This window comes from Prosthecobacter fluviatilis (assembly GCF_042655725.1).
GTDB lineage: Bacteria > Verrucomicrobiota > Verrucomicrobiia > Verrucomicrobiales > Verrucomicrobiaceae > Prosthecobacter > Prosthecobacter fluviatilis.
In genome coordinates, this window is the sequence record NZ_JBHSMQ010000001.1 from 455769 (window position 1) to 477067 (window position 21299).

The following is a 21299-nucleotide window of genomic DNA, read 5'->3' on the forward strand; positions in this document are numbered from 1 at the left end:
ATACCCATTCCACCACGCGGTGCCCTCCCAAAGGCACCGCGTTTTTTATTTCCCGCCATCGTCCCACCATCGTCCCACCATCGTCCCACCATCGTCCCACCATCGTCCTCGTCCTCCTGCTCGAACTCGATCCATCCACTCACCCCTCATCTCCCCATCTGGTTGTCTCATTGTCTGAAAGTCTCCCCATCTTCCCGCATGTCACCACTCCCCCAAATCATAAATCATAAATGCCACCCCACCCTGTTACCGTAACAAACACTCCACGATTGCTTTCCCCCCTCGTCCTCGTTTAAAACCACCCCCAACCATGAAATCTGTCCTCCTCGCCACCCTCCTCACCCTCGCCACCGCCGCGCACGCGCAGCCCCTCTGGCTTGAGGCAGAATCCTTCTCCACCCCCGGCGGCTGGGTCCTCGACACCCAGTTCATCGACATCATGGGCTCCCCCTACCTCATGGCCCACGGCATGGGCAAGCCCGTCAAAGACGCCACCACAGACATCGACCTCCCCGCAGGCACCTACACCCTCTGGGCCCGCACCAAAAACTGGGTCGCCCCCTTCAATGCCACCGGCGCCCCCGGCCGTTTCCAGATCACCGTCAACGGCACCGCCCTCGACCACACCTTTGGCACCACCGGCAAAGACTGGCAGTGGGAAAAAGCCGGTCCCGTCAAACTCTCCGGCGGCAAAGCCACCCTCGCCCTCCACGACCTCACCGGCTTCGATGGCCGCATCGATGCCCTCATCCTCGCCAAAGACGGCGAAGACTTCACCCCGCCCGCCGATTTCGCCGCCACAAATAAACTCCGCCGCCAGCTCCTCGGCCTCCCAGAGAAAGCCCCCGAATCCCCCGAGTTCGACCTCGTCGTCGTAGGCGGCGGTTACTCCGGCATGGGTGCCGCCATCTCCGGCGCACGCCAGGGCCTCAAGGTCGCCTTCATCCAAAACCGCCCCGTCCTCGGCGGCAATGGCTCCAGCGAAATCCAGGTCTGGGCCATGGGCGGCACCCGCCGCGGCCTCTACCCCCATCTCGGCGAGATCGTCGAGGAGTTCGCCGACCGCGCCAGCAACAGCCCCGCCGCCTCCCCCCAGGAGTTCAATGACAAGCTCAAAGAAGACACCGTCAACGCCGAGAAAACCATCTCCCTCCACCTCAACACCCACGTCTACGGCGTCGAAATGACAGCCGACAAAAAGAACATCCGCTCCGTCATCGGCCTCGATACCAAGACCGGCAAAGAAACCCGCTTCCTCGGCAAGCTCTTCGTGGACTGCACCGGCCACGGCAGCGTCGGCGCCCTCGCCGGAGCCGAGTTCATGATGGAAGAAAAAGGCCGCATGGGCATGAGCAACATGTGGGTCATGCAAAACCTCAAGCACCCCGTCACCTGGCCCGCCACCCCCTGGGCCCTCCCCCTCACGCTCGAAGACTTCCCCGAGCCCAAACCCATGGCTCCCGTCGGCAAAAAGAACGCCGAAAACATGAAAGGCTACGACCTCGGCTACACCCCCACACCCGCCCCTGAGGACTACGTCCATGGCGAGTGGTTCTGGGAAAGCGGCTTCGACAAGCACCCCCTCAACGACCTCGAGCTCATCCGCGACCACAACTTCCGCGCCGTCTATGGCGCCGTCTCCGCATTGAAGACCCTCAAGGCCGACAAATACGCCGACTTCGACCTCACCTGGCTCGCCTACATCGGCGGCCCCCGCGAATCCCGCCGCATCGTTGGAGATATGATCCTCAACGGCGAAGACATGGTCAAAGGCATCATCCACCCCGACGGCTGCGTCCCCACCACCTGGGATCAAGACCTCCACTATCCCAAAGAGCAGTACGCCAAAAACTTCCCCGACAATCCCTTCATCTCCCGCGCCGAATTCGGCAAGCACACCGACCGCAAAAACGGCTACCCCGTCCCCTACCGCTGCTTCTACAGCAAGGACATCGGCAATCTCTTCATGGCCGGCCGCACCATCTCCGTCGAGCGCCACGCCCTCGGCTCCACCCGCGTCATGCGCACCTGCGGCATGATGGGCGAAGTCGTTGGCAAAGCCGCCTGGATCTGCGTCCGCCACCACACCACCCCCCGTGGCGTCTATGAGCAATATCTAGACATCCTCAAAGACCTCATGTCCCAGCCCGGAGCCATGCGCCGCGACACCCTCGAAGGGAATCTCTACCTTCCCGCCAACGCCAAAAAACTCCCCGACCTCCCCCCACCCGGTACCTCCGCAGACAGCATCGACCCCAAGAAGCTCGAAGGCATCGTCATCGACGACACCGAAGCCGAGCTCACCGGCAAATGGGCCCACGGCGAAGGCCTCAAGCCCTACGTCGGCAAACACTACAGCTACAGCTCCGATCAAACCGCCAGCGCCCGCTTCCCCTTCAGCGTCAAGCAGACCGGAAATTACGAAGTCCGAATCTACTTCCAGCCCCACGAAAACCGCGCCAAAACCGCCCCAGTAACAATCCTCACCGCCGACGGCGAAAAAACCGTCACCGTCGATCAAACCAAAGCCCCCAAAGACCCCCAAGGCGCCTACAGCTTGGGAACGTACAAGTTCAATTCCGGTGAAGAGTCCGCCGTCATCTTCCGCACCGCCAACGCAGGCGGAAACGTCCACCTAGACGCCGTCCAGGTCCTTCCCGCCAAATGATCCCTCTCTGGGAACTTTAAACTTTAAACCTGAAACTTTAAACTCCCTCCGGCTTCAGTCTCGACGCCATCCAAATCCTCCCCTCCAAGTAACCCAGTTGCGCTTTATTGGTGTCTAGCTTGCCCGATCCTGGAGGCGTCTGTTGGCATTTGGCGAGTAACAGTTTTTGTAGTCCCACGAGCGAAGAAAGACTTGGCTCACACGGCGGTTGCAATTACTGGGAAATGCACAGATGCGTGCCCCTACCGAAGTAGTCACTCAATTTGTTGGCGAGGTATCTCAGCTACGATTCAGAGCAGACTGGAGCAGTGATCAGCTCATGGTCCAGTTTCATCGGATATGCTGGCGGGCATCGCCTCCTCTCGCGCCTTTTTCGTGTTGTAGCGCACCCCGAGCAGGTGAACCCCGCAATGTCCCCGGGTAGTCTATGGAAACCGTTAGAATCGCATGGGGGGGTGGTCCTTTCCTGCTTGGAGTGGAGGCGTAAATGAGGGGGTTGGTGGTGAAGAGTCCTAAAAAAGTCTGTTGCTTTAGTTGCAAATCGCTACCATGGGGCATACCAGTGATCTGAAGATTTATGCCTTGGAAAGCTCTGCCGCCAGAATTTGACGCACTTCGCGATGTCGGCGAAATGGCCGTAAAGTCATGGGCTCCCAATGCGGCTTACACGCTAAAGGCATTAAGTGGCGGTCTTTCTGGGGCAGCGGTGTTCCGTGTTGACTTTAGGCCCTCAGCTGAAGGGGAGGCCTTGAATGGCACCTACATTCTTAAGCTCAGCCTTTGGCCCAGGCACGCTGATCAGACTGCTGAAAATGTTGCGTATAAACTTGCGAGCGAATTTGCTTCGGAATTTGCCGCAAAGCACATTCCAAAGCTGAAAGCAGAATTTCCCCCAGTTGGGACTGATCCCAAGGAGACAAACGGCTACGCGATGCTCTACAGTATTGCAGGTCAGAGCCTTGACGCATTTCAAACTGCGTCAAATCGTGAAGATTCGAGTTTGCGGGAGATGGTTGGATGCGTCTCGCGAGATCTACTTCACGCATGGGTCGCAACCGTGCCAGAGAAGCCGCATACTCCACATGAACTACTCACCGAATGGTTAGGATACCGCCTGTCGCCCGATGATGCACCGGAGTTTCACACACTGGCCAACCGCATCCTGGGCACTAGCGCGACATTTACGGAGGCCGCTGAGGTCCTCATACATCCGCTGCATTTCTGCGAAGAACTGAAGCAGGTACAAATCGAGCCGCGTCCTCAGCTAAAGGCTTTGCTTCACCATGATTTGCATGGAGGTAATTTGCTTTTCTACGCTCGTGATCCGCAATCTCAGCCTTATCAGATTATTGACTTCGGTCTGTCTAAAATGGGACCAGCTGGATTTGACCAAGCCTATCTCGAACTCTACGCGATTCTTAACGCACTTGGCGAGTTGCCCGCATCGGCGCTCATCGGATTGCTGAAGACGGTGGATAGGCCCGAACGGTCGGAGCGGCTCCCTAACGGAGCCCTTTGGGCTGCGGATATTGTCAAGACTTGCCGTGCGGCAGTTCATTCGTGGCAGCAGCAGACATTACCAGATCGGAAGGACGACGTGGATCGACAATTCTACCTCGCTCGCGTGGCAGCCGGGATCAATTGGGCAAATAAGCCGATGGGTGAAAACAAGAGGTTCCTCGCCTTATGCTATGCAGGCTGGGCTGCGCGGCTCTACGTCGAACGCCATGAGCCTACAAGCTTGGGACGCCTTCTTCGTAATACGGCTGTTCATACGCTTTCACACTCGTCACATACGGATGATAAACTTTGGAATGTCTTTCTTGATGTAGTGGGTCAATTTGCTCGCAATACTGGTCGTTATATTTTGGTCGCTGAAGGATTGAGCCATCAGCCGCTCGCTGCAAGTCTCGGCCAGTTGCCGTGGTCGGCGGTGATCGACTTGGACCCGGAGTCCGAAACCAAAGGGTTACATCATCTGGCTTCAGCAATCCTGAAATGCCACCGCGGACTTCATGTATTTGAGCCGACGAGCATTCCGACCAGCAACCTAGATCGAGGTTGCGCCTGGATGCTGGCCGGTGGTCGGTTGCTATCCAAACAGCTGCCGCAGGCACTGGATGATTGGGTAGCCAAGACACTTCCACGTATCCGCGTCCTTCTTCAGAAAGTCTTTCAAGAGACAACGCCGACTCCTCTTTTTGTTGTGATGCTGCCGGGGGCCAGTCGAGACCCGCGCACGCCGATGGAGCGCTTGAATCGCATCGCAGATGTGATGTTCGAGGCCAGTAACGGCGAGGCGACGACGATTATTCTCGGTGGAAGCGACATTCCTTCGCAGCTTCGGCACAAGCATGTCCCGTTAGCTCTGAAAACTTTTCTGGAACGGCTGAATAATCTCTATGGCACATCAACAATCCAGTTCGAAACCGCCGTTCCTTCGGCGAGGGGGTGGACAGTCATCTCAGTAGATCGCCTGCGCACAATGCAAGAATGCCTACTGGTGCTTCATTCTCGTGTGCTTGATGACGAGTCAGAAATTGTTGCCGCACGTGATTCCGTGGAATTCTGGCGGGGCAATCCACCTTTGCTCCATGATCTTGCGGCAGACATTGACATTCCGCGAAATGAAAGCATCGAGAAGTTGCAGCCGACGTTGCGCGACCGGCTTGAGGCACACACTAACCACACCGTGGTTTTCTACCATCAGCCAGGTTCAGGGGGCACGACCGTTGCCTTGCGCGCAGCGTGGGATCTGCGGCTCGAATATCCTGTGGCGATCATTCATAAATGGTCGGACGCAGTAGTGGATCGAGTGGCGAGTCTCTTTCGTCTAGCAGAAAAGCCGGTCTTAGTCGTGGCGGAAGCTAGCGTTCTTTCCGAAACAGACAGAGAGGATTTGCATCGCAACTTGCGTGACAGGAACTGCCGCGCGGTTCTGCTTTATGTGCGCCGTGTCTTAAAAGAGCCAGAGGACGACGTAATTGGGTTGGTGCGTGAGATGGACGCAGGTGAGTCGGCAAAATTTTTCAAAGCCTACTCTGGACTGACCACTGATCCGCGGAGGCTCGAAGATCTTCGACGGATCACGTCTGACACTACGCTGGCTCGATTTCGCAGCCCATTTTTCTACGGCCTAATCACTTTTGAACGGGATTATGTAGGACTGGAGCGTTATGTGGAGGAGCATTTGCGCAACTTGCGCGAGAAGCCCCGCACGCTGCTGAAATATCTTGCCATCTGCACCATTTACTCAAACAGCGGCATACCTGAGGCGGTATGCAAGCTCCTTCGAAATTATCCCGCAGACGCGAAACTTGCACTCGAAGAACTTTTGGGTGAGGGCCCTGCCCGATTAGTGACGGCGCGCGCAGGTCAATGGCGTTTGCAACATCAAGTAATTGCCGAGGAGGTTCTCTCGCGCATAACCGGGGGGGGGTATTGGCGCGTCGATCTTGTGGACATGGCGACTGACTTCATTCGAGAGCTCCGCGCTTGCACGGATGCTCAGTCCGAGCAAGTGAACGAGCTCCTGCGAGAGGTCTTTACGGATCGTCAAGGTGGAGGTTCGACCGATGCAGATGATCGTGGAGACTTCGCTCCCCTAGTTGTTGAGGTAATAGATAGCTACGGCAGCCCAGAGCCTGGAAAGGTCATCCTCAAAATGTTGACGGACGAGTATCCGCACAATCCACATTTCTGGAATCACTTGGGACGCTTCCAAGTCTACAAAGTCGGAAGTCATTTCGACTTCGCTGAGTCCTGCTTGCAAACGGCGGTTGGTCTTTCTCCGCATGATCGCATTCACCATAATACCCTTGGGGTAGTGCGTCGTGCTCGTGCTCGGGAGGTTATCGATCGCATGAAGTCTGCTCAACCGAGCGAGTTGCTCGAAGCCGTGCGTCCACATTATGAAGGTGCGGCAGACGCATTTGCCGAAGCACGTAAGCTAGGCCCCGAAGACCCTTACGGCTACATCTGCCATCTACAAATGATCGTCCGCGTTGCGCATGCGGTAAAACGTGCGCTTGGAATTGACAATGTGGCGCAGATCGGTGGCGAACATGTAAAGATCGCCGATTGGTTGGCCGAGCAACTCTCTCTTGCCGAGAATCTCCTCAACGATGCGCGCCGACTTTACGGAGTGCTTGACCGCAATCGCGATTTCCTGAACGAGTGCGCTGCTGACTTGAGCAAACTTTACGGCGATCTCGATTCCGTCATTCTGATTTGGGAAGTGTCAGAAAGTAGCGGACGGAGCAGTAATCGCAGCCGACGCGCGTTGGCCAATGCCTTTTTTGCACGTGGCAAGCGCCAATGGCGTCAGCTTTCGCAAGCCGAGATCCGTCGAATCTCCACGCTTATGCGTGTGAACCTGCGTGAAAGCTCGCGGCTTGAGGAAGATTACCGCCTTTGGTTTGAAGCCTCGATACAACTACCGGAGTTCGATTTTGACTGGGCCATAACGAATCTCAGCGCATGGTCGCATCGCTACAGTTCGTGGCGTCCGCACTACTATCTTTACATTCTGTTTTTTCAGCGCTGGTTTGCAGCAAAATCGAACTCGCTCACTGAGATGGAAAGCGCCCTTGATCAGTGCAAAAATCTCGTCATTGGCCGCAAAACCAATTCCGAGCAATGGATGGCCGTCACTCCTATAGGCTGTCCATTGATTTCCAGCCTGGACCTGGGCGGGTGGGATCGAACGCGAGACTTCTGGCCGCACGAACAATACCTGCGCAGAGTTAACGGCATCATCACAAGGATCGATGGCCCACAGGCGGGAAAGATTCAAATTGACGGTGAGGTCGATGTCTTCTTCGTGCCGGGTGCAAAGCGCAAGGATGCTGATGGCAAGTCATCAAGCGGGGGGCGATACGTATTCGAGCGCAACCAAGACGAGGAAACCATGGTAAATTTTTATCTTGGCTTCTCTCCGAGCGGGCTGCGAGGTTGGATGGTGCAGCCCGGCCATATCAGCGAAGGAGGTCGCGCCGGCGGTTTTGTCGATGCCGAGATATATCGCTCTATTCAACTGGCTGAGGAAGCGGTGCCAGCGGCGATTGCAAAAAGTCGGTTGGAACACCTCCAGCTACAGACGGTCATGCGGTTTACCGATGATCTTATTAAAGCCCGCGCGGACCTTGGTGTTGATCTTACGTTAACGGAGCTTCAAGACAGAATCGAGGCCGCATTTGGGATCGACGGGCTCTTTGGACAAAAGCGGGCGGATCTATCCGACTTTGCCAACGTTCTACTGAATACGGGCGAGTATGAATTGATAGAATCCGGTGAGGAAACCATTGTGCGGCCTAAGGGGGACAGTGAATCGGCATCCGATGCGCCCCCCCCATTCTATTTGTCGGGCGTGAGGCAGCTAGGCATTGTAACCAGATATACGCGCAGCAAACGCGCTGGATCAATTCGGAGCGCCGCAGGCGTGGTTTACTCCTTTACGGCGAAGAATGTGGAAGGTCCCAGCCGACCCATTTTGCAGTTCCAAGATCCCGAACGACGTGTAGTGGAATTTTCTGAGGGATCAACGACCCTGGATGCCGTTGCTGTGCGCTTTTTGGCTCCGGAACTGACTTTGTACAGTGGTAAGTCAATAGACCCCACAGAACTACGTCCCCTTGTAGAAGAAACAATTTCACGTCTAGTGCGGAAAGCTGCCGACAAATCCGAACCGATTCGATTGCGCGACCTGCAGAGCGATCTAGAGCGAGAATTCCCTGGCTCAATATGGCTCTTTAAGCGTCTCGGGCACGAAAGCTTCAGCGCTCTCCTCAAGACTTTGCCTGACATACGGATTAACAAGCAATCCCCTGAGTGGGTCGTCGTCCTTGCTAAGGAGCCTGTCTTTGGACGCTTACCTTCCTCGGTCTCCCCACCACTGTCGACTGCTCAACCGAAGCTCAACGTGTCGGCATCTGGAGGGGGGCTCGGAAATGACATGGCTACTAACAACCAGCGACCCCGAGTTCGAATTGACTCACCGCAGCCCTCAAAACCGCAGCCGATAAAAGCTGTTCTAGATGCAAATTCATCGCCATCTTCACCAGCCGACCGAATAGCAACGCCTACTAAGAATTCGACCCCATCACGCCCCGCTGTAGTCAAAGTTTCAGTTTCCGAAGCCCAGAGTATCATTCGCCAGACTGCTGCGGAATTCGCTAGGCAAGGCAAACAGACCGTCTCTATCTTCGAATTTGGTGACTTATGTTCTCGGTTGCTTAGACACAAAACGGCACTACCTAAAAAATTGAAAATTATTCTAAAAGATATGCCTGAATTCGTTGTTAGTGGAGACTCGGCAAATTTATTAATTCAGATCCCTCGGTTGCCGCAGTGACTATTTCGGCTCACGCAAAACAAAAGTGAGATCTAATGGAATCTATTTTTGGAGGGGAACGTCTTTCGTTCGCCTCATTCATGAGGCACGAACCCCTTAGAGCGCGAGGTAGCCAGCAACGCCCTCGATTCCGTATCCACCTGCCGGATTGCTTGGCCCGTCGAGGGCAGAGGTGCATCACTACGCCACCACTCACCTCCGACTAAACAGCCCATACTTCGGACTGAACACATACGCCGCCACAAAGAACACCCCCAGCACCACGATGATCGTCGCGCTCACGCTCCACCCCAGCGGGTACGACAGAAAGAACGCCGCCACCGACCCCACCGCGCCGATCACCCCGCCGCCCCAGAACAGCGCACGGGCATTGTTCGTCAGCAGATAAACCGTCGCCGCCGGGGCCACCATCAGCCCCACGCTCAGAATGCAGCCCACCGCCTGCAGCGATGAGATTAAGACCAGGATCGTCACCGCAAACGTCGCATAATTCAGGAGCCTCACCGGCACCCCCAGGCTCGCCGCAATGTTCGGCTCAAACAGATAGATGAGCAGCGGCCGTTGCAGCGCCGTCAGCGTGATCACCGCAATCGCGCTGATCCCAAACGCGATCCACAAGTCCGAGTCCGCCATGCCCACGATGCTCCCAAATAGCCACTCATCCAGCTTCTGCCGCATGTCCAGGTTCTTCAAAATCAGCACCCCGCCTGCAAACGCCGTCGTGTACAGCACCCCCATCGCCGTGTCCTGATCCAGCCGCGACGTCCGCGAAAGAAAGATCGACCCCAGCCCCACAATCAGCGCCGCAAAGATCGCCCCCGCCAGCGCGCTCCACTGCGACAGCCCGATGATCAGCACCGCCAGCGCAATCCCCGGCAGCAGCGAGTGCGACAGCGTCCCAATCTTCAGCGCATCCTTCCGCAGCACCACAAACGCACTCACAAACCCGTTCGCAAACCCAATCATCAAGCACGCCATCAGCGTCCGCTTGGCAATCGGTTCAGCAAGGAAATCAGCAAAGGTGGACATGGAGAAAAGGCTCTTCAGCTCTCAGGTTTTATCTTTCAGCTTTCAGTTTTGATCTTTCCGTTCGCCGCCTCCCCGCTCTCATACGCGCTCGCAATATTCCCCGGCGTAAACACCTCCTTCACCGGCCCAAACGCCACCTGCTGCCGTTTGATGATCAGCACATCATCAAAGATGTTCGCCACCGTCTGCAGATCATGATGGCTCGCGATTAAGAGCCGACCCTCCGCCGTCAGCTCCTTGAACAACCGGCTCAGATTATCCTGCGCCGGTTTATCAAGGCCCGTGAACGGCTCATCCAGCAGCAGCACATGCGCCTCCTGCGCCAGCGCCCGGGCGATGAACGCCCGCTGCTGCTGCCCGCCTGAAAGCGCGCTGATCTGCCGGTCCTGCAAATCGCACAGGTCCATGCTCACCAGCGCCCGCTCCACAATCTCTGAATCATGCTTCGAATACTGCCTCCACCATCCCAGGTTCGGGTAGCGCCCCATCTCCACCAGCCCGCGCACCGTGATCGGAAAATTCCAGTCCACATCACCACGCTGCGGCAGATACGCGATCTCATGGCTGCTCCGCGTCAGCGGCTTCCCACGCCACAGGATCTTGCCCTTGTCCGCGCGGATCAGCCCCGCCAGCGACTTCAAGAGCGTGCTCTTCCCCGCGCCATTCGGACCAATGAGCGCCATGCTCCGCCCGCACTCCGTCGCAAACTGGATCTTCTCCAGCGCCCGCACCTCCTGATACTGCACACTCAGGTCCACCACCTCCAGCCGATGGTGCTGCGTATGCGCGCACCCTCCACCCCAGCAGACGTGCTCCTTGGTGTGAGTAGGGGAATGGGAAACAGCCGCGCTCATGTCATTTCCATTCAAACGTGATCACCTCATCCAAACTCGCCGCAGACGACCACCGCGTCTCGCTCCGCGTCGCCAGTCCATCCGGCTCCAACTCCACCGTCACCGCCGTATCCGGTGTCCCCTCCGGCCACGTCGCCTTCACAAACACATCCACCCCATCCTTCGTCGAGGGCAGGGGAGCATCCACCTCCATCGGCGACTCCTCCACACTCGAGATCACCTCCTTCTCACCGATCTTCACACTCAGCGTCACCGGCCGGTGCGCATACCGCACCCTCACCAGCCCCTTCACACTTTTCTCTTCCACCATCTTCTTCAGCTCCGCAGCCTTCACAGGCGTCGTCGTCCCCGTCAGAATGCTCAGCGGAATCGCCAGCACCACAAACGCGAGCACGAGTAGGAAAATCTGAATAGGCGGAAAACCTCTCATGACATCAAGAACGGTTAAAAACGCCCCCGGCTGCTGCGCAGAATCTCTTTAACCACAGAGGATGCAGAGAGGCACAGAGATCCGAATCTCAAATTCTGAACCTCTGTGCCTCTCTGTGTCCTCTGTGGTGAATTCATGACTGAGTGCAGACTTGTTTCAAAGAATCGCGACACAACTCACTTCGCAGGAGCAGCAGCCGGTGCCAGCGCCGCCACAATCGACCTCACATTGTGCGCCAGCATCGTCTCAAACGTGTGAGCCACTTTCGCCGTGCCATCCGCGATCAGCGGCTCCCCAATCTTCACCCCCGTGCTCCGCGCGATCTCCGCCAGCACCTTCGGGTTCGCCTGATCCTCCGGAAAGATCGCCTTGATCCCATGCTCACGGATCTCCTCGATCGTCTCCGCCACATGCTTCGATGACGCATCATCACTCCGCCCGATGCCCAGCAGCGAGATCGGCTCAAAGCCATACTCCTTGCAGAAATACCCAAACGCCCCATGCGCCGTCACCAGCAGCCGGTCCTTCTTCCCAATCTTCGCGATCTCCTTCTGCGCCCAAGATTTGAGCTCTCCAAACCTCTTGCTCGCTGCCTTCGCCCCCGCCGCATACGCACTCGCATTCGCCGGATCAATCGCGCTCAGCTCATCCGCCACCACACGCGCCGCCCGCTTCATGTTCTCAGCACTATGCCACCAGTGCGGATCCTCTGCCCCATGGTGATGATGATCATGCTCGTCCCCATCCTTCTCCGCATGCTCATGATGATGCTCCTCAAACGGGATCGAAGGAATCTTCGCTCCCACCTCCACCAGCTTCACATCCGCCCCCAGGCTGTCACGCAGCTTGTCCAGAAAGCTCTCCAGTCCCTTGCCTGAAGCCAGCAGCAGCTTCGTCCCACGCATCTCCGCCAGATCCTTCGGAGCCGGCTCAAAATGGTGAATGTCCGCCCCGGGCTTCAAGATCTCCACCACTTCCACATTTGCCCCGCCCACCTGCCGCGCCAGATCCGCCAGGATGGGGTGCAGCGTCGCCACTTTGGTGGCGGCCAGGCCCGGCAGTGCTGCGGCGAGAAACCCAAAAGTCAAAAAGAGCTGCTTCATGAAAAGAAGCTAGGTCACAAAAATCAAAAATACAAATGATTTGCAATTGCAATCAACTTGCATATAAAGCCTTCATTCATGCAATCCATTTGCACTATGCCAACTCGCATCCGCCTCCCACTGCTTCTGGCCCTCATTCCCGGTGCCCTTTTTGCTGAATCCGACACAAGAATCCAGCAGGCCAAAACCGCCGAAAGCCACATCGAGGACATCCCTCTCGATGAAATGGTCATCACAGCCCCCCTGGACCGCCCCCTCTTCCAGCAGGCCCAGGCAGCCTCCATCCTCAATGGCCAAAACCTGACCCTCGCCCTCGAACCCACCCTGGGCCAGACCCTCGCCCGCATGCCCGGCGTCAGCAGCTCCTACTTCGGCCCTGCCTCCAGCCGCCCCATCATCCGCGGCCTCGATGGCGATCGCGTTCGCATCCTCCAAAACGGCCTCAACACCATCGACGCCTCCGCCACCAGCGTCGATCACGCCGTCAGCTTCGACACCTCCAACCTCAAGTCCGTCGAAGTCGTGCGCGGTCCCGCCACACTGATGTATGGCTCCAATGCCATCGGTGGTGTCGTCAACTCCATCGACGGCCGCATCGTCGATGAAAAGCTCGATGGCACCATCCGTGGTGCGCTCAATGAACGCTTCACTTCGGTGGACAACGGCTATCTCTCCAGCGCGATGATCGAAGGCGGCTACAAAGGCCTCGCCTTCCACGTCGAGGCCTTCACCCGTGCTGCTGAGGACTTTCGCATTCCCGGCAATGCTCGCACCACCGCAGAACAGACCACAAATCCGCTTCCACCTGGAGAGACGGAAACGCGCAAGATCATCCCTAACAGCAACCTTCGCTCCGAAGGCATCACCAGCGGCCTCAGCTATGTGTGGGACAAAGGCTTCTTCGGCTTCGCATGGACGGAGTTTCACACCAATTATGGCTCTCCTGCCGAAGAGCATGTCGTCATCGACATGCACCAGCAGCGCCTTGATGTGCGCGGTGCTTTCTACAAGCCGTTCAAGCTGATCAAGGAGATCAATTACAAGATTGCCACCTCAAGATACCAGCACACCGAGTTCGACAGCGGCACGCCTTCCACCCTCTTCAAGAACAACGGCTACGACGCCCGTGTGGAGGTGAAGCATGAAAAGATCGCCGGGATGGAAGGCGTGGTCGGCTATCAGTCAGATCGCAGCGAGTTCAGCACCTCAGGCGATGAAGCCTTTCTGCCACCCACCATCACACAGGCGGATGCCGTCTTTCTATACGAGGACATCAAACGCGGCCCAGTAAGCTTCCAGTTTGGCGGGCGCTATGATCACATCTCAGTGGAGTCGCTCAACAGCGCCGCCTTTGGTCCGGCGCTGGCACGGACGTTTGACAATCTCAGCAGCTCGGTGGGCATCGTCTTCACTCCGAATGATGAATACGCCGTGGCATTCACCATCAATCGTGCGGAGCGTGCACCGACCTACCAGGAGCTGTTTGCCAACGGCACTCATGCCGCCACAGGGGCGTTTGAAATCGGCGATCCCAACTTGCAGCAGGAAAAGTCCCTCGGGTTTGACCTCAATCTCAGGAAACGTGTTGGCTGGGTGACCGGCAGTGTCGGCGGGTATTACAATCGATACACCAACTTCATCGGCCAGTTTCCGACCGGCGTCGTGCATGTGGTTGGCGGGGAGAGTTACAATGAGCTGGTCTATCAGGCCACGAACGCCGAGTTCATCGGCTCCGAACTGGAGGCCACCTTCCACCTGCTGCATCCCATCACGTCGGATCCTGCGGCAAACCAAAACAACCTTCATCTGCAGTTGCGTGCGGATGTGGTGCGTGCACGAGACACCAAAACGGGACAGTCCCTGCCACGCATCCCGCCCTTTCATCTGTCCAGCACGCTGATGATGGAGCACGGTCCATTCGGAGCCCGACTCGAAGGCATCTATGCGGCGCCGCAGAGTCAGCTGGCGATGAATGAATCCAGAACAGACAGCTACTTTCTGGTCAATCTGACGCTGACCTACCGGATTGTGCAGGGGCCTGCCACGATGGATTTTTATGTCAAAGGGATGAACCTGACGAATGAAGACGCGCGTGAGCATACATCAGTCCTCAAGAACCGGGTACCACTGCCAGGACGTGGCATCGTGGCTGGTCTTAAGCTGACGTTTTGAGGGGGATAGGTGTATCAGAGGCTTTCATCTTCAAAGTCTGGTTATCAAAAATGACACTCCAAATGGAGTTTTTTTCCAAATGTAAGATAATTTTCATAATAATCGGTTGCTGCTAAAGCTATATTGAGTATAATTTAGGTATTCAGTACACTTTGAAGCGATGGAAGCAGCCAACTCGAATTCCAAGATCTTAAGCTCTGGTGCCATGTTCCATGCACTTGAAGCGAGGCGTGCGTGGCGGGAGAATGAGCAGCTATCTCCTCACTTTTGGGTGCTCGTGAGCATTTTGGGAGACTTGGTGATGGCTGTTTTGGCGGCTTATGCGGCGTTCTGGCTGCGCTTTCACACGATCATCCGTGAGTTCGGCAACTTCGATGTCATGTCGTTTCGCCAGTATGGAGGCCATATGGCCTTGGGAAGTTTGTCACTGGTCCTGGCGCTGGGCTGGCAGGGGATTTACCACAAAAACGTGCTTCTGCGCAGCCGCTGGGTGTCATCCAAGATCGCCAAGGGGGTGCTGCTCTGGACGGCCGGGTTCCTGGCCATTACGCTCGCCTTGAAGCTGGAGCCCAGCATCTCTCGTGTGTATGTGATGCTTAATGGAGCCACCGCCCTGCTGCTGCTGCTGGGCTGGCGCGCGGTTTTCATCTCATTCCTGCAGGCACCGGGCCGCATTGAAGCTTTGCAGCAGCGCACTTTGTTTGTGGGCTGGAATGCCGAGGCTGTGGCCCTGTGGAAGACCATGAAAAGAGACCAGACAGGCTCGTTTGACATCATGGGCTGGGTGAGAACTGGAAGCGCTGAGGACGGAAGCCCGGTGGACGAGGTTGTGCCTTGCCTGGGAGATCTTCATGAGGTGGAGCATCTGGTCACCACACATGCGGTGGACATGATCGTCGTCGCGGATCTGCATGGCCCGCGCGAGCAGATGATCTCCCTGGCCAATTTGTGTGAGCGTGAAATGATTCAGTTCAAGGTGATCCCCTCCTATTTCCGGGTTTTTGTTTCGGGGCTCACTCTCGAAACAATCGCCGGCACCCCGGTGCTGGGGGTCACACGTCTGCCTCTGGACGACACGTTGAATGTCATGACCAAGCGCATGGTGGATGTCATAGGAGCCACGGTCGGGCTTGTACTGAGCGCTCCGATCATCGCGCTGTTCAGCGCTCTGGTCTGGCTGGAATCACGAGGTTCCGTGTTTTACCACCAGCGTCGCTGGGGTTTCAACGGAGTGCCCTTCAACATCATCAAGATCCGTTCCATGAAGCTGAATGCAGAGGCTGCCAAGGGGGCGCAGTGGTGTGTCAAAGACGATCCGCGCCGTCTCAAGGTGGGAACCTTCATGCGCAAGTGGAACATCGATGAGCTGCCTCAGTTTTGGAATGTGCTCAAGGGGGAGATGAGCCTGGTCGGTCCACGTCCTGAGCGCCCTGAGCTCATCGCCGGCTTCAAACACCAAATCCCGCATTACAACGCGCGTCACCACTCCAAACCTGGAATGACCGGCTGGGCGCAGGTCAATGGACTGCGTGGGGATACCGATCTGGGAGAGCGCATTCAGTGCGATCTCTGGTACCTGGAAAACTGGAGCCTGTGGCTGGATTTCCAGATCATGATGCTGACCTTCTTCAAGAGAGACAACGCCTACTGAGGAGTCAGCGGGGATTGGGAGAAAGTGTGCGGAATCGGGTTTCGGCTTGTCCTCATCTTCCACTGTCTTTAGGCTCCGTTGAGTCATCTTCACATGCCGCTGTTCACGGTTTTTACCCCTACCTTCAATCGCGCGCACACGCTGCAGCGTGTGTTTGACAGCCTGCAGGCGCAGACCTGCCGTGATTTCGAGTGGCTGGTGATCGACGACGGTTCCACGGACAACACCCCCGAGCTGATAGAACGTTATCAAAACGAGGCCGACTTTCCTGTGCATTACCTGTGGCTGCCTCACCGTGGAGCGCACCATTTGCACAATCTGGCACTGCAGCAAGCCCAGGGCCAGCTCTCCATCAAGCTGGACTCCGACGATGGCTGCGTTCCGGAGGCGCTGGCGCGCCTGAAGCATCACTGGGAGAGTATTCCTGAAAACATGCGTGACAGGTTTTCGGGAGTCACAGGTCTTTGCCGTGATCAGAACGGGCGTCTCGTTGGCTCACTCTTTCCCTCAGATCCGTTGGACTGTTCGGCTGCGGAGCTTGAGTACCGTCACAAGGTGAGAGGGGAAAAGTGGGGTTTTTTGCGGTTGGATGTGCTCCGCCAGTTTCCCTATCCCGAGGACGTCCCTGGCAACTTTATTCCCGAGTCCTACATCTGGTGCCAGGTGTCGCGGCACTACCTGACGCGACATGTTAACGAGGAACTGCGCATCTACTGGACCGATGCCCCCTCGCTGGTGCACGGGCCTTCCAATCCGCGCACGAATGCCGAAGGTCACCGGCTCATGTTCAAGATGGTGCTCGACTTGGAAAGCGGCTGGTTCTTCACCGCGCCGCTGCGTCTGCTGCGGGCGGCGGTGCAGTACAGCCGGTTTTCGTTTCTGAGCGGTGCTGGCGTTTTTGCCCAGTTTCGTGCCTTGAGATCTTTGGGCGGGCGGCTGCTCTGGCTGGCAGCGGTGCCAGCGGGGGCGCTCCTCTGGTGGCGCGACTGCGCGCGGTTTCCGCAGAAGTGAGGCGTTTCAGTGCCGGGTGAAGGTGCATGGACCAGGCTTGCACCCGGCGTCGATCAAATGCTCAACACTCTGCCGCTGCTGGCTGATCGAGCACTTTTTGGAGCAGCGCACCCGGCACAAAAAATGGCGGGGTGCCTCGGAACGAGCCAGTTAATGGAGGTGGTAAGACTAACGCCGCACCAGAGCCGGTTCGGGATATTCAAACGTTTTGCCTTCGTAGTTGCGAATGACGACGCGTTGCTCGTCGCGGACCAGAACGTAGTCGGGATTGAGGGGGACTTTGCCGCCGCCGCCGGGGGCGTCGATGACGAACTGGGGAATGGCGTAGCCGGTGGTGTGGCCGCGCAGCTGTTCGATGATGTCGATGCCGTCCGCGACGCTGGTGCGCAGGTGGGAGCTGCCCTGGATCAGATCGCACTGATACAGGTAGTACGGGCGCACGCGGCACATGAGGAGCTTGTGCACGAGGGATTTCATCACCTCGGCGTTGTCGTTGACGCCGCGGAGGAGGACGCTTTGGTTGCCGAGGGGGACGCCGTGGTTGGCCAGCATGGCCAGGCCGTCGCGCACTTCGGTGGTGAGCTCGCGGGGATGGTTGGTGTGGATGCTCAGCCACAGGGGGTGATGCTTTTGCAGCATCTTGCAGAGCTCCGGGGTGATGCGCTGCGGCACGAAGATGGGGACGCGGCTGCCGATGCGGACGAATTCGATGTGCTTGATGGAGCGCAGGCGGGTGAGCAGGGCATCGAGCTTGGCGTCAGAGAAGAGCAGGGGGTCGCCGCCGGAGAGCAGGACATCCCGCACTTCCGTGTGGCGTTCGAGGTAGCGGAAGGCGGCCTCAAATTCGGTGTGCAGTTCCTGCTCACCCACACCGGAGACGACACGGCTGCGGGTGCAGTAGCGGCAGTAGCTGGCGCAGCGGTCGGTGACGAGAAAGAGCACGCGGTCCGGGTAGCGGTGGACGAGTCCGGGGACGGGCATGTGGCTGTCTTCGCCGCAGGGGTCGCTCATTTCATCCGGGTCTTCCCAGGTTTCCTCGATGCGCGGAATCACCTGGCGGCGGATCGGGCAGCCGGGATCTTCGGCGTCGATGAGGTTGAAATAATGCGGCGTGATGGCCATGGCCAGCTTGTTGCCGGAGAGCAGCACGCCTGCGCGCTCCTCTTCTGTGAGCGTCAGGTGCTCTTCAAGCTGTTTGAGCGTGGTGATCCGATTCTTGAGCTGCCAGGTGGCGCTGTTCCAGTCGGTGGTGGAGACGTTCTTGGCGGACCAAAAACCTGGAGCCGAGGAGCGAAACTCCTTCTCAGGCAGCGGGGGGGTGTCGTGCATGTACTGCGGGATCTATGGGCGCGGAGGTTAGGCGCGGATGGGTTGGAATGTCAAACGTCCCCTGAGACAGTTTGGGTGCATTCCTTGCCGCTGGCCTGGCCCGGCCCCAAACCCCGACCGAGGGGGCGCAGCTATTTATCGCGGGAATCCACGTTCTGGGCCTGGCGGCTCAGCCGAGGTGCGAAGCCACGATGTAGATGCACAGAATCAGGGCTGTGAACAGGAACAGATGACTGGGGTGTAATTTCATGGGTGACCGGTTTTCCTTAAGCAGCGTGTGTGCCATGGTGAGGAGACCTGCTGCTTTCCACGATGCGCGGGGCGACCGGGACGGGGACGGACAAAGGCTGGCAACGCCTGCTGCAAAGGTGTTTGCCGCGAGCCGACAACTCGGCCACACTTGGCGTGATGCCCGACATCGTACTTGCCACGCTGAATGCCAAATATATCCACAGCTCTTTTGGGCTGCGCTACCTGATGGCAAACCTGGGTGATTTGCGTGGGCGGGCCTGCATTGCCGAATTCCAGATCAACCAGGCGCCGCTGGAAATCGTGGAGGCGGTGCTGGCTCTGGAACCGCGGATTGTGGGCTTCGGGGTGTACATCTGGAACGTCGTGGAAACCACGGAGGTGCTGGAAATGCTGCGGCTGCTGAGGCCGGATATCCGTGTCGTGCTTGGCGGCCCAGAGGTGTCGTATGAATGGGAGGGGCAACCCATCGTGGCGCTGGCGGACCATGTGATCACCGGCGAGGCGGATCTGAAATTTGCCGAGGTCTGCGGTGTGCTGCTGGGGGAGGATGTGGCGGCGCAGAAGGCGCTGCCGAAAGTGATGCCTGCCGGACTGCCGGTGCTGGAGCGTGTGGTTCTGCCGTATGATTTCTACACGGAGCCGGATCTGGCGAACCGCATTCTCTACGTGGAGGCTTCCCGCGGGTGCCCTTTTACCTGTGAGTTCTGCCTGTCGTCGCTGGATGTGCCGGTGAGGGCGTTTGCGCTGGAGGCGTTTCTGGGGGCCATGCAGGGGCTGCTGGACCGTGGCGCTTTGACGTTCAAGTTTGTGGACCGGACCTTCAACCTGCACCTGCCAACGAGCATGGCGATCCTGCGCTTCTTTCTGGACCGCTGGCGCGAGGGGATGTTTCTGCACTTTGAGATGGTGCCGGACCGCCTGCCTGAGCAGCTGCGGGATATCATCCGTGAGTTTCCTGCGGGCGCGGTGCAGTTTGAGGTGGGCATTCAAACCTTTGATGAGGCGACCTCCAAGAACATCAGCCGGCGGCAGAACCTGACACGGCTGGAGGACAACCTGCGGTTTCTGCGGGAACAGACCGGCATCCATGTGCATGCGGATCTCATCGTCGGTCTGCCGGGGGAGGATGTGGCGAGTTTTGGGCGCGGGTTTGACCGGCTGGTGAAAATGGGGCCGCAGGAGATCCAGGTGGGCATTCTGAAGCGGCTGCGCGGCACGCCGATCGTGAGGCATGACGAGGAGTTTCAGATGAAGTACTCGCCGGTGCCTCCCTATGAGATGCTGGAGAACCGGGACATTCCTTTTCTGGAGATGCAGCGAATGCGGCGCTTTGCCCGCTACTGGGACCTGGTGGCGAACAGCGGCAACTTTAGCGCCACGCTGGCGCTGCTGTGGCAGCAAGGCGCTTCACCTTTTCAAGAGTTCATGGCCTTTGCAGACAGCCTGTATGCCAGGCTGCGACGCACGCACCAGATCGCGCTGCCGGTGCTGGCTCAGGCGCTGTTTGACTACCTGACAGGCACCTGCGGCGTGCCGGCCGACACAGCGGCGGCCACGATGATGAAGGACTGGAACCGTGTGCCTGGCCGCGAGGGCCTGCGGCTGAGCGGGGCCCAGACGGCGGAGCGTGAAGCGCCGAAGCGCAGCACAGCGGGGAGCCGGCAGGCGCGGCATGTGGTGGCATGACTGGGGGGCAAACGATGAGCCAAGCCTCCACCATGTGCGTACTGCCGCAGGACTACCCGCGCATCCGGGTGGTGGGAAGCTTTGAAGAACTGGTCATGACGCCGATGAGTGATGGCGTCAACGCCCTGTGCTGGCCGCGTGAGCTGCGGGGAAATTTTGGCGAGATCGTGGAGAAGCTGGCGGTGGAGAGGGGGATCACGAGCATCGATGAAGCGCGGCTGCGGGCGCTGGACCTCAGCGGGGCGGGGCAGGTGGCGCGGGAGGTGCTGCTGCAGGACCAGGAGCTGCTGCGTGAGCGGGGGCTGCAACCCAGCCTGGACTGCATCAACGGCTACGTGAACGAGATCGAGTCTGACCTGCTGCGCACGGATGTGCAGTCCTGGCATGCGGACAGCGCGACAGTGGAGGCGGACACGTTCCTGTGCACTTATTTCGGGGCTGCCTCCGAGGGGCTGCCGAATGAGGAGGTGGTGCGGCGGGTGGATGTGCCGGAGTTTCGTGCAGAGCTGCTTAGACTCTACGGAGGCAGAGATGATGAGGGGTTCTGCGAGTTTCTGAACGAGCACTACCTGGACTTGCATTATGCGACGAAGCCCCATGCCAGGCCGTTTTCGTTCGGCCTGGGGCATCTCTGGCGAATAGCCATCGAATATCCCGGATGTCCGGTGCCGCCGTGCGTTCACCGGGCGCCAGCGACGCTGCCAAGGCAGCCGCCGCGCCTTTTGCTGATCAGCTGAAGGTCGGAGAGGGTATTGCACCGAG

General features: G+C 58.0%; 12 protein-coding genes. 7 read left to right on the plus strand and 5 right to left on the minus strand.

What is annotated here, in order from left to right; translation table 11 throughout:
• The first annotated feature begins 310 nt into the window (after nucleotides 1–310).
• Together ACFQDI_RS01710 and ACFQDI_RS01715 are read left to right on the plus strand one after the other, a co-directional pair.
• On the plus strand, nucleotides 311–2668 hold the full coding sequence (locus ACFQDI_RS01710; protein ID WP_377162746.1) for an FAD-dependent oxidoreductase: 2358 nt from the start codon (nucleotides 311–313) through the stop codon (nucleotides 2666–2668).
• Nucleotides 2669–3245: 577 nt separating this feature from the next.
• The gene (locus ACFQDI_RS01715; protein ID WP_377162748.1) at nucleotides 3246–9020 is read left to right on the plus strand and encodes an aminoglycoside phosphotransferase family protein; all 5775 of its coding nucleotides are present in this window, start codon (nucleotides 3246–3248) and stop codon (nucleotides 9018–9020) included.
• Nucleotides 9021–9212: 192 nt separating this feature from the next.
• On the opposite strand, the gene ACFQDI_RS01720 is transcribed toward ACFQDI_RS01715, so the two are convergent.
• The 4 genes from ACFQDI_RS01720 to ACFQDI_RS01735 form a co-directional block, all read right to left on the minus strand.
• The gene (locus ACFQDI_RS01720; protein WP_377162750.1) at nucleotides 9213–10049 is read right to left on the minus strand and encodes a metal ABC transporter permease; all 837 of its coding nucleotides are present in this window, start codon (nucleotides 10047–10049) and stop codon (nucleotides 9213–9215) included.
• A 35-nt stretch (nucleotides 10050–10084) separates the two neighbouring features.
• Nucleotides 10085–10903, minus strand: coding sequence for a metal ABC transporter ATP-binding protein (locus ACFQDI_RS01725; protein WP_377162752.1), 819 nt, complete (start codon nucleotides 10901–10903; stop codon nucleotides 10085–10087).
• Nucleotide 10904: 1 nt separating this feature from the next.
• Entirely contained in the window at nucleotides 10905–11333 is a 429-nt protein-coding gene (locus ACFQDI_RS01730) for a hypothetical protein (protein WP_377162754.1), read from the minus strand.
• 176 nt (nucleotides 11334–11509) lie between these two features.
• On the minus strand, nucleotides 11510–12436 hold the full coding sequence (locus ACFQDI_RS01735; RefSeq protein ID WP_377162756.1) for a metal ABC transporter substrate-binding protein: 927 nt from the start codon (nucleotides 12434–12436) through the stop codon (nucleotides 11510–11512).
• A gap of 96 nt (nucleotides 12437–12532) precedes the next feature.
• On the opposite strand from ACFQDI_RS01735, the gene ACFQDI_RS01740 reads away from it, so the two are divergent.
• From ACFQDI_RS01740 to ACFQDI_RS01750, 3 genes are all read left to right on the plus strand, one after another.
• Nucleotides 12533–14608, plus strand: coding sequence for a TonB-dependent receptor (locus ACFQDI_RS01740; RefSeq protein WP_377162758.1), 2076 nt, complete (start codon nucleotides 12533–12535; stop codon nucleotides 14606–14608).
• A gap of 205 nt (nucleotides 14609–14813) precedes the next feature.
• Entirely contained in the window at nucleotides 14814–16259 is a 1446-nt protein-coding gene (locus ACFQDI_RS01745) for an exopolysaccharide biosynthesis polyprenyl glycosylphosphotransferase (protein WP_377162760.1), read from the plus strand.
• Between the two features lie 93 nt (nucleotides 16260–16352).
• A complete protein-coding gene (locus ACFQDI_RS01750; RefSeq protein ID WP_377162762.1) occupies nucleotides 16353–17270 on the plus strand; it encodes a glycosyltransferase family 2 protein in 918 nt (305 codons plus the stop codon).
• 168 nt (nucleotides 17271–17438) lie between these two features.
• Here the strand turns inward: ACFQDI_RS01750 and ACFQDI_RS01755 are convergent, their stop codons facing one another.
• A complete protein-coding gene (locus ACFQDI_RS01755) occupies nucleotides 17439–18599 on the minus strand; it encodes a KamA family radical SAM protein (protein ID WP_377162764.1) in 1161 nt (386 codons plus the stop codon).
• Between the two features lie 408 nt (nucleotides 18600–19007).
• Here ACFQDI_RS01755 and ACFQDI_RS01760 point away from each other — a divergent pair, with 408 nt between their 5' ends.
• Together ACFQDI_RS01760 and ACFQDI_RS01765 are read left to right on the plus strand one after the other, a co-directional pair.
• Entirely contained in the window at nucleotides 19008–20537 is a 1530-nt protein-coding gene (locus ACFQDI_RS01760; RefSeq protein WP_377162766.1) for a B12-binding domain-containing radical SAM protein, read from the plus strand.
• 14 nt (nucleotides 20538–20551) lie between these two features.
• Nucleotides 20552–21274 carry a hypothetical protein gene (locus ACFQDI_RS01765; protein ID WP_377162768.1) on the plus strand — a complete coding sequence of 241 codons (723 nt, stop codon included), beginning with the start codon at nucleotides 20552–20554 and terminating at the stop codon, nucleotides 21272–21274.
• Nucleotides 21275–21299 lie beyond the last annotated feature (25 nt).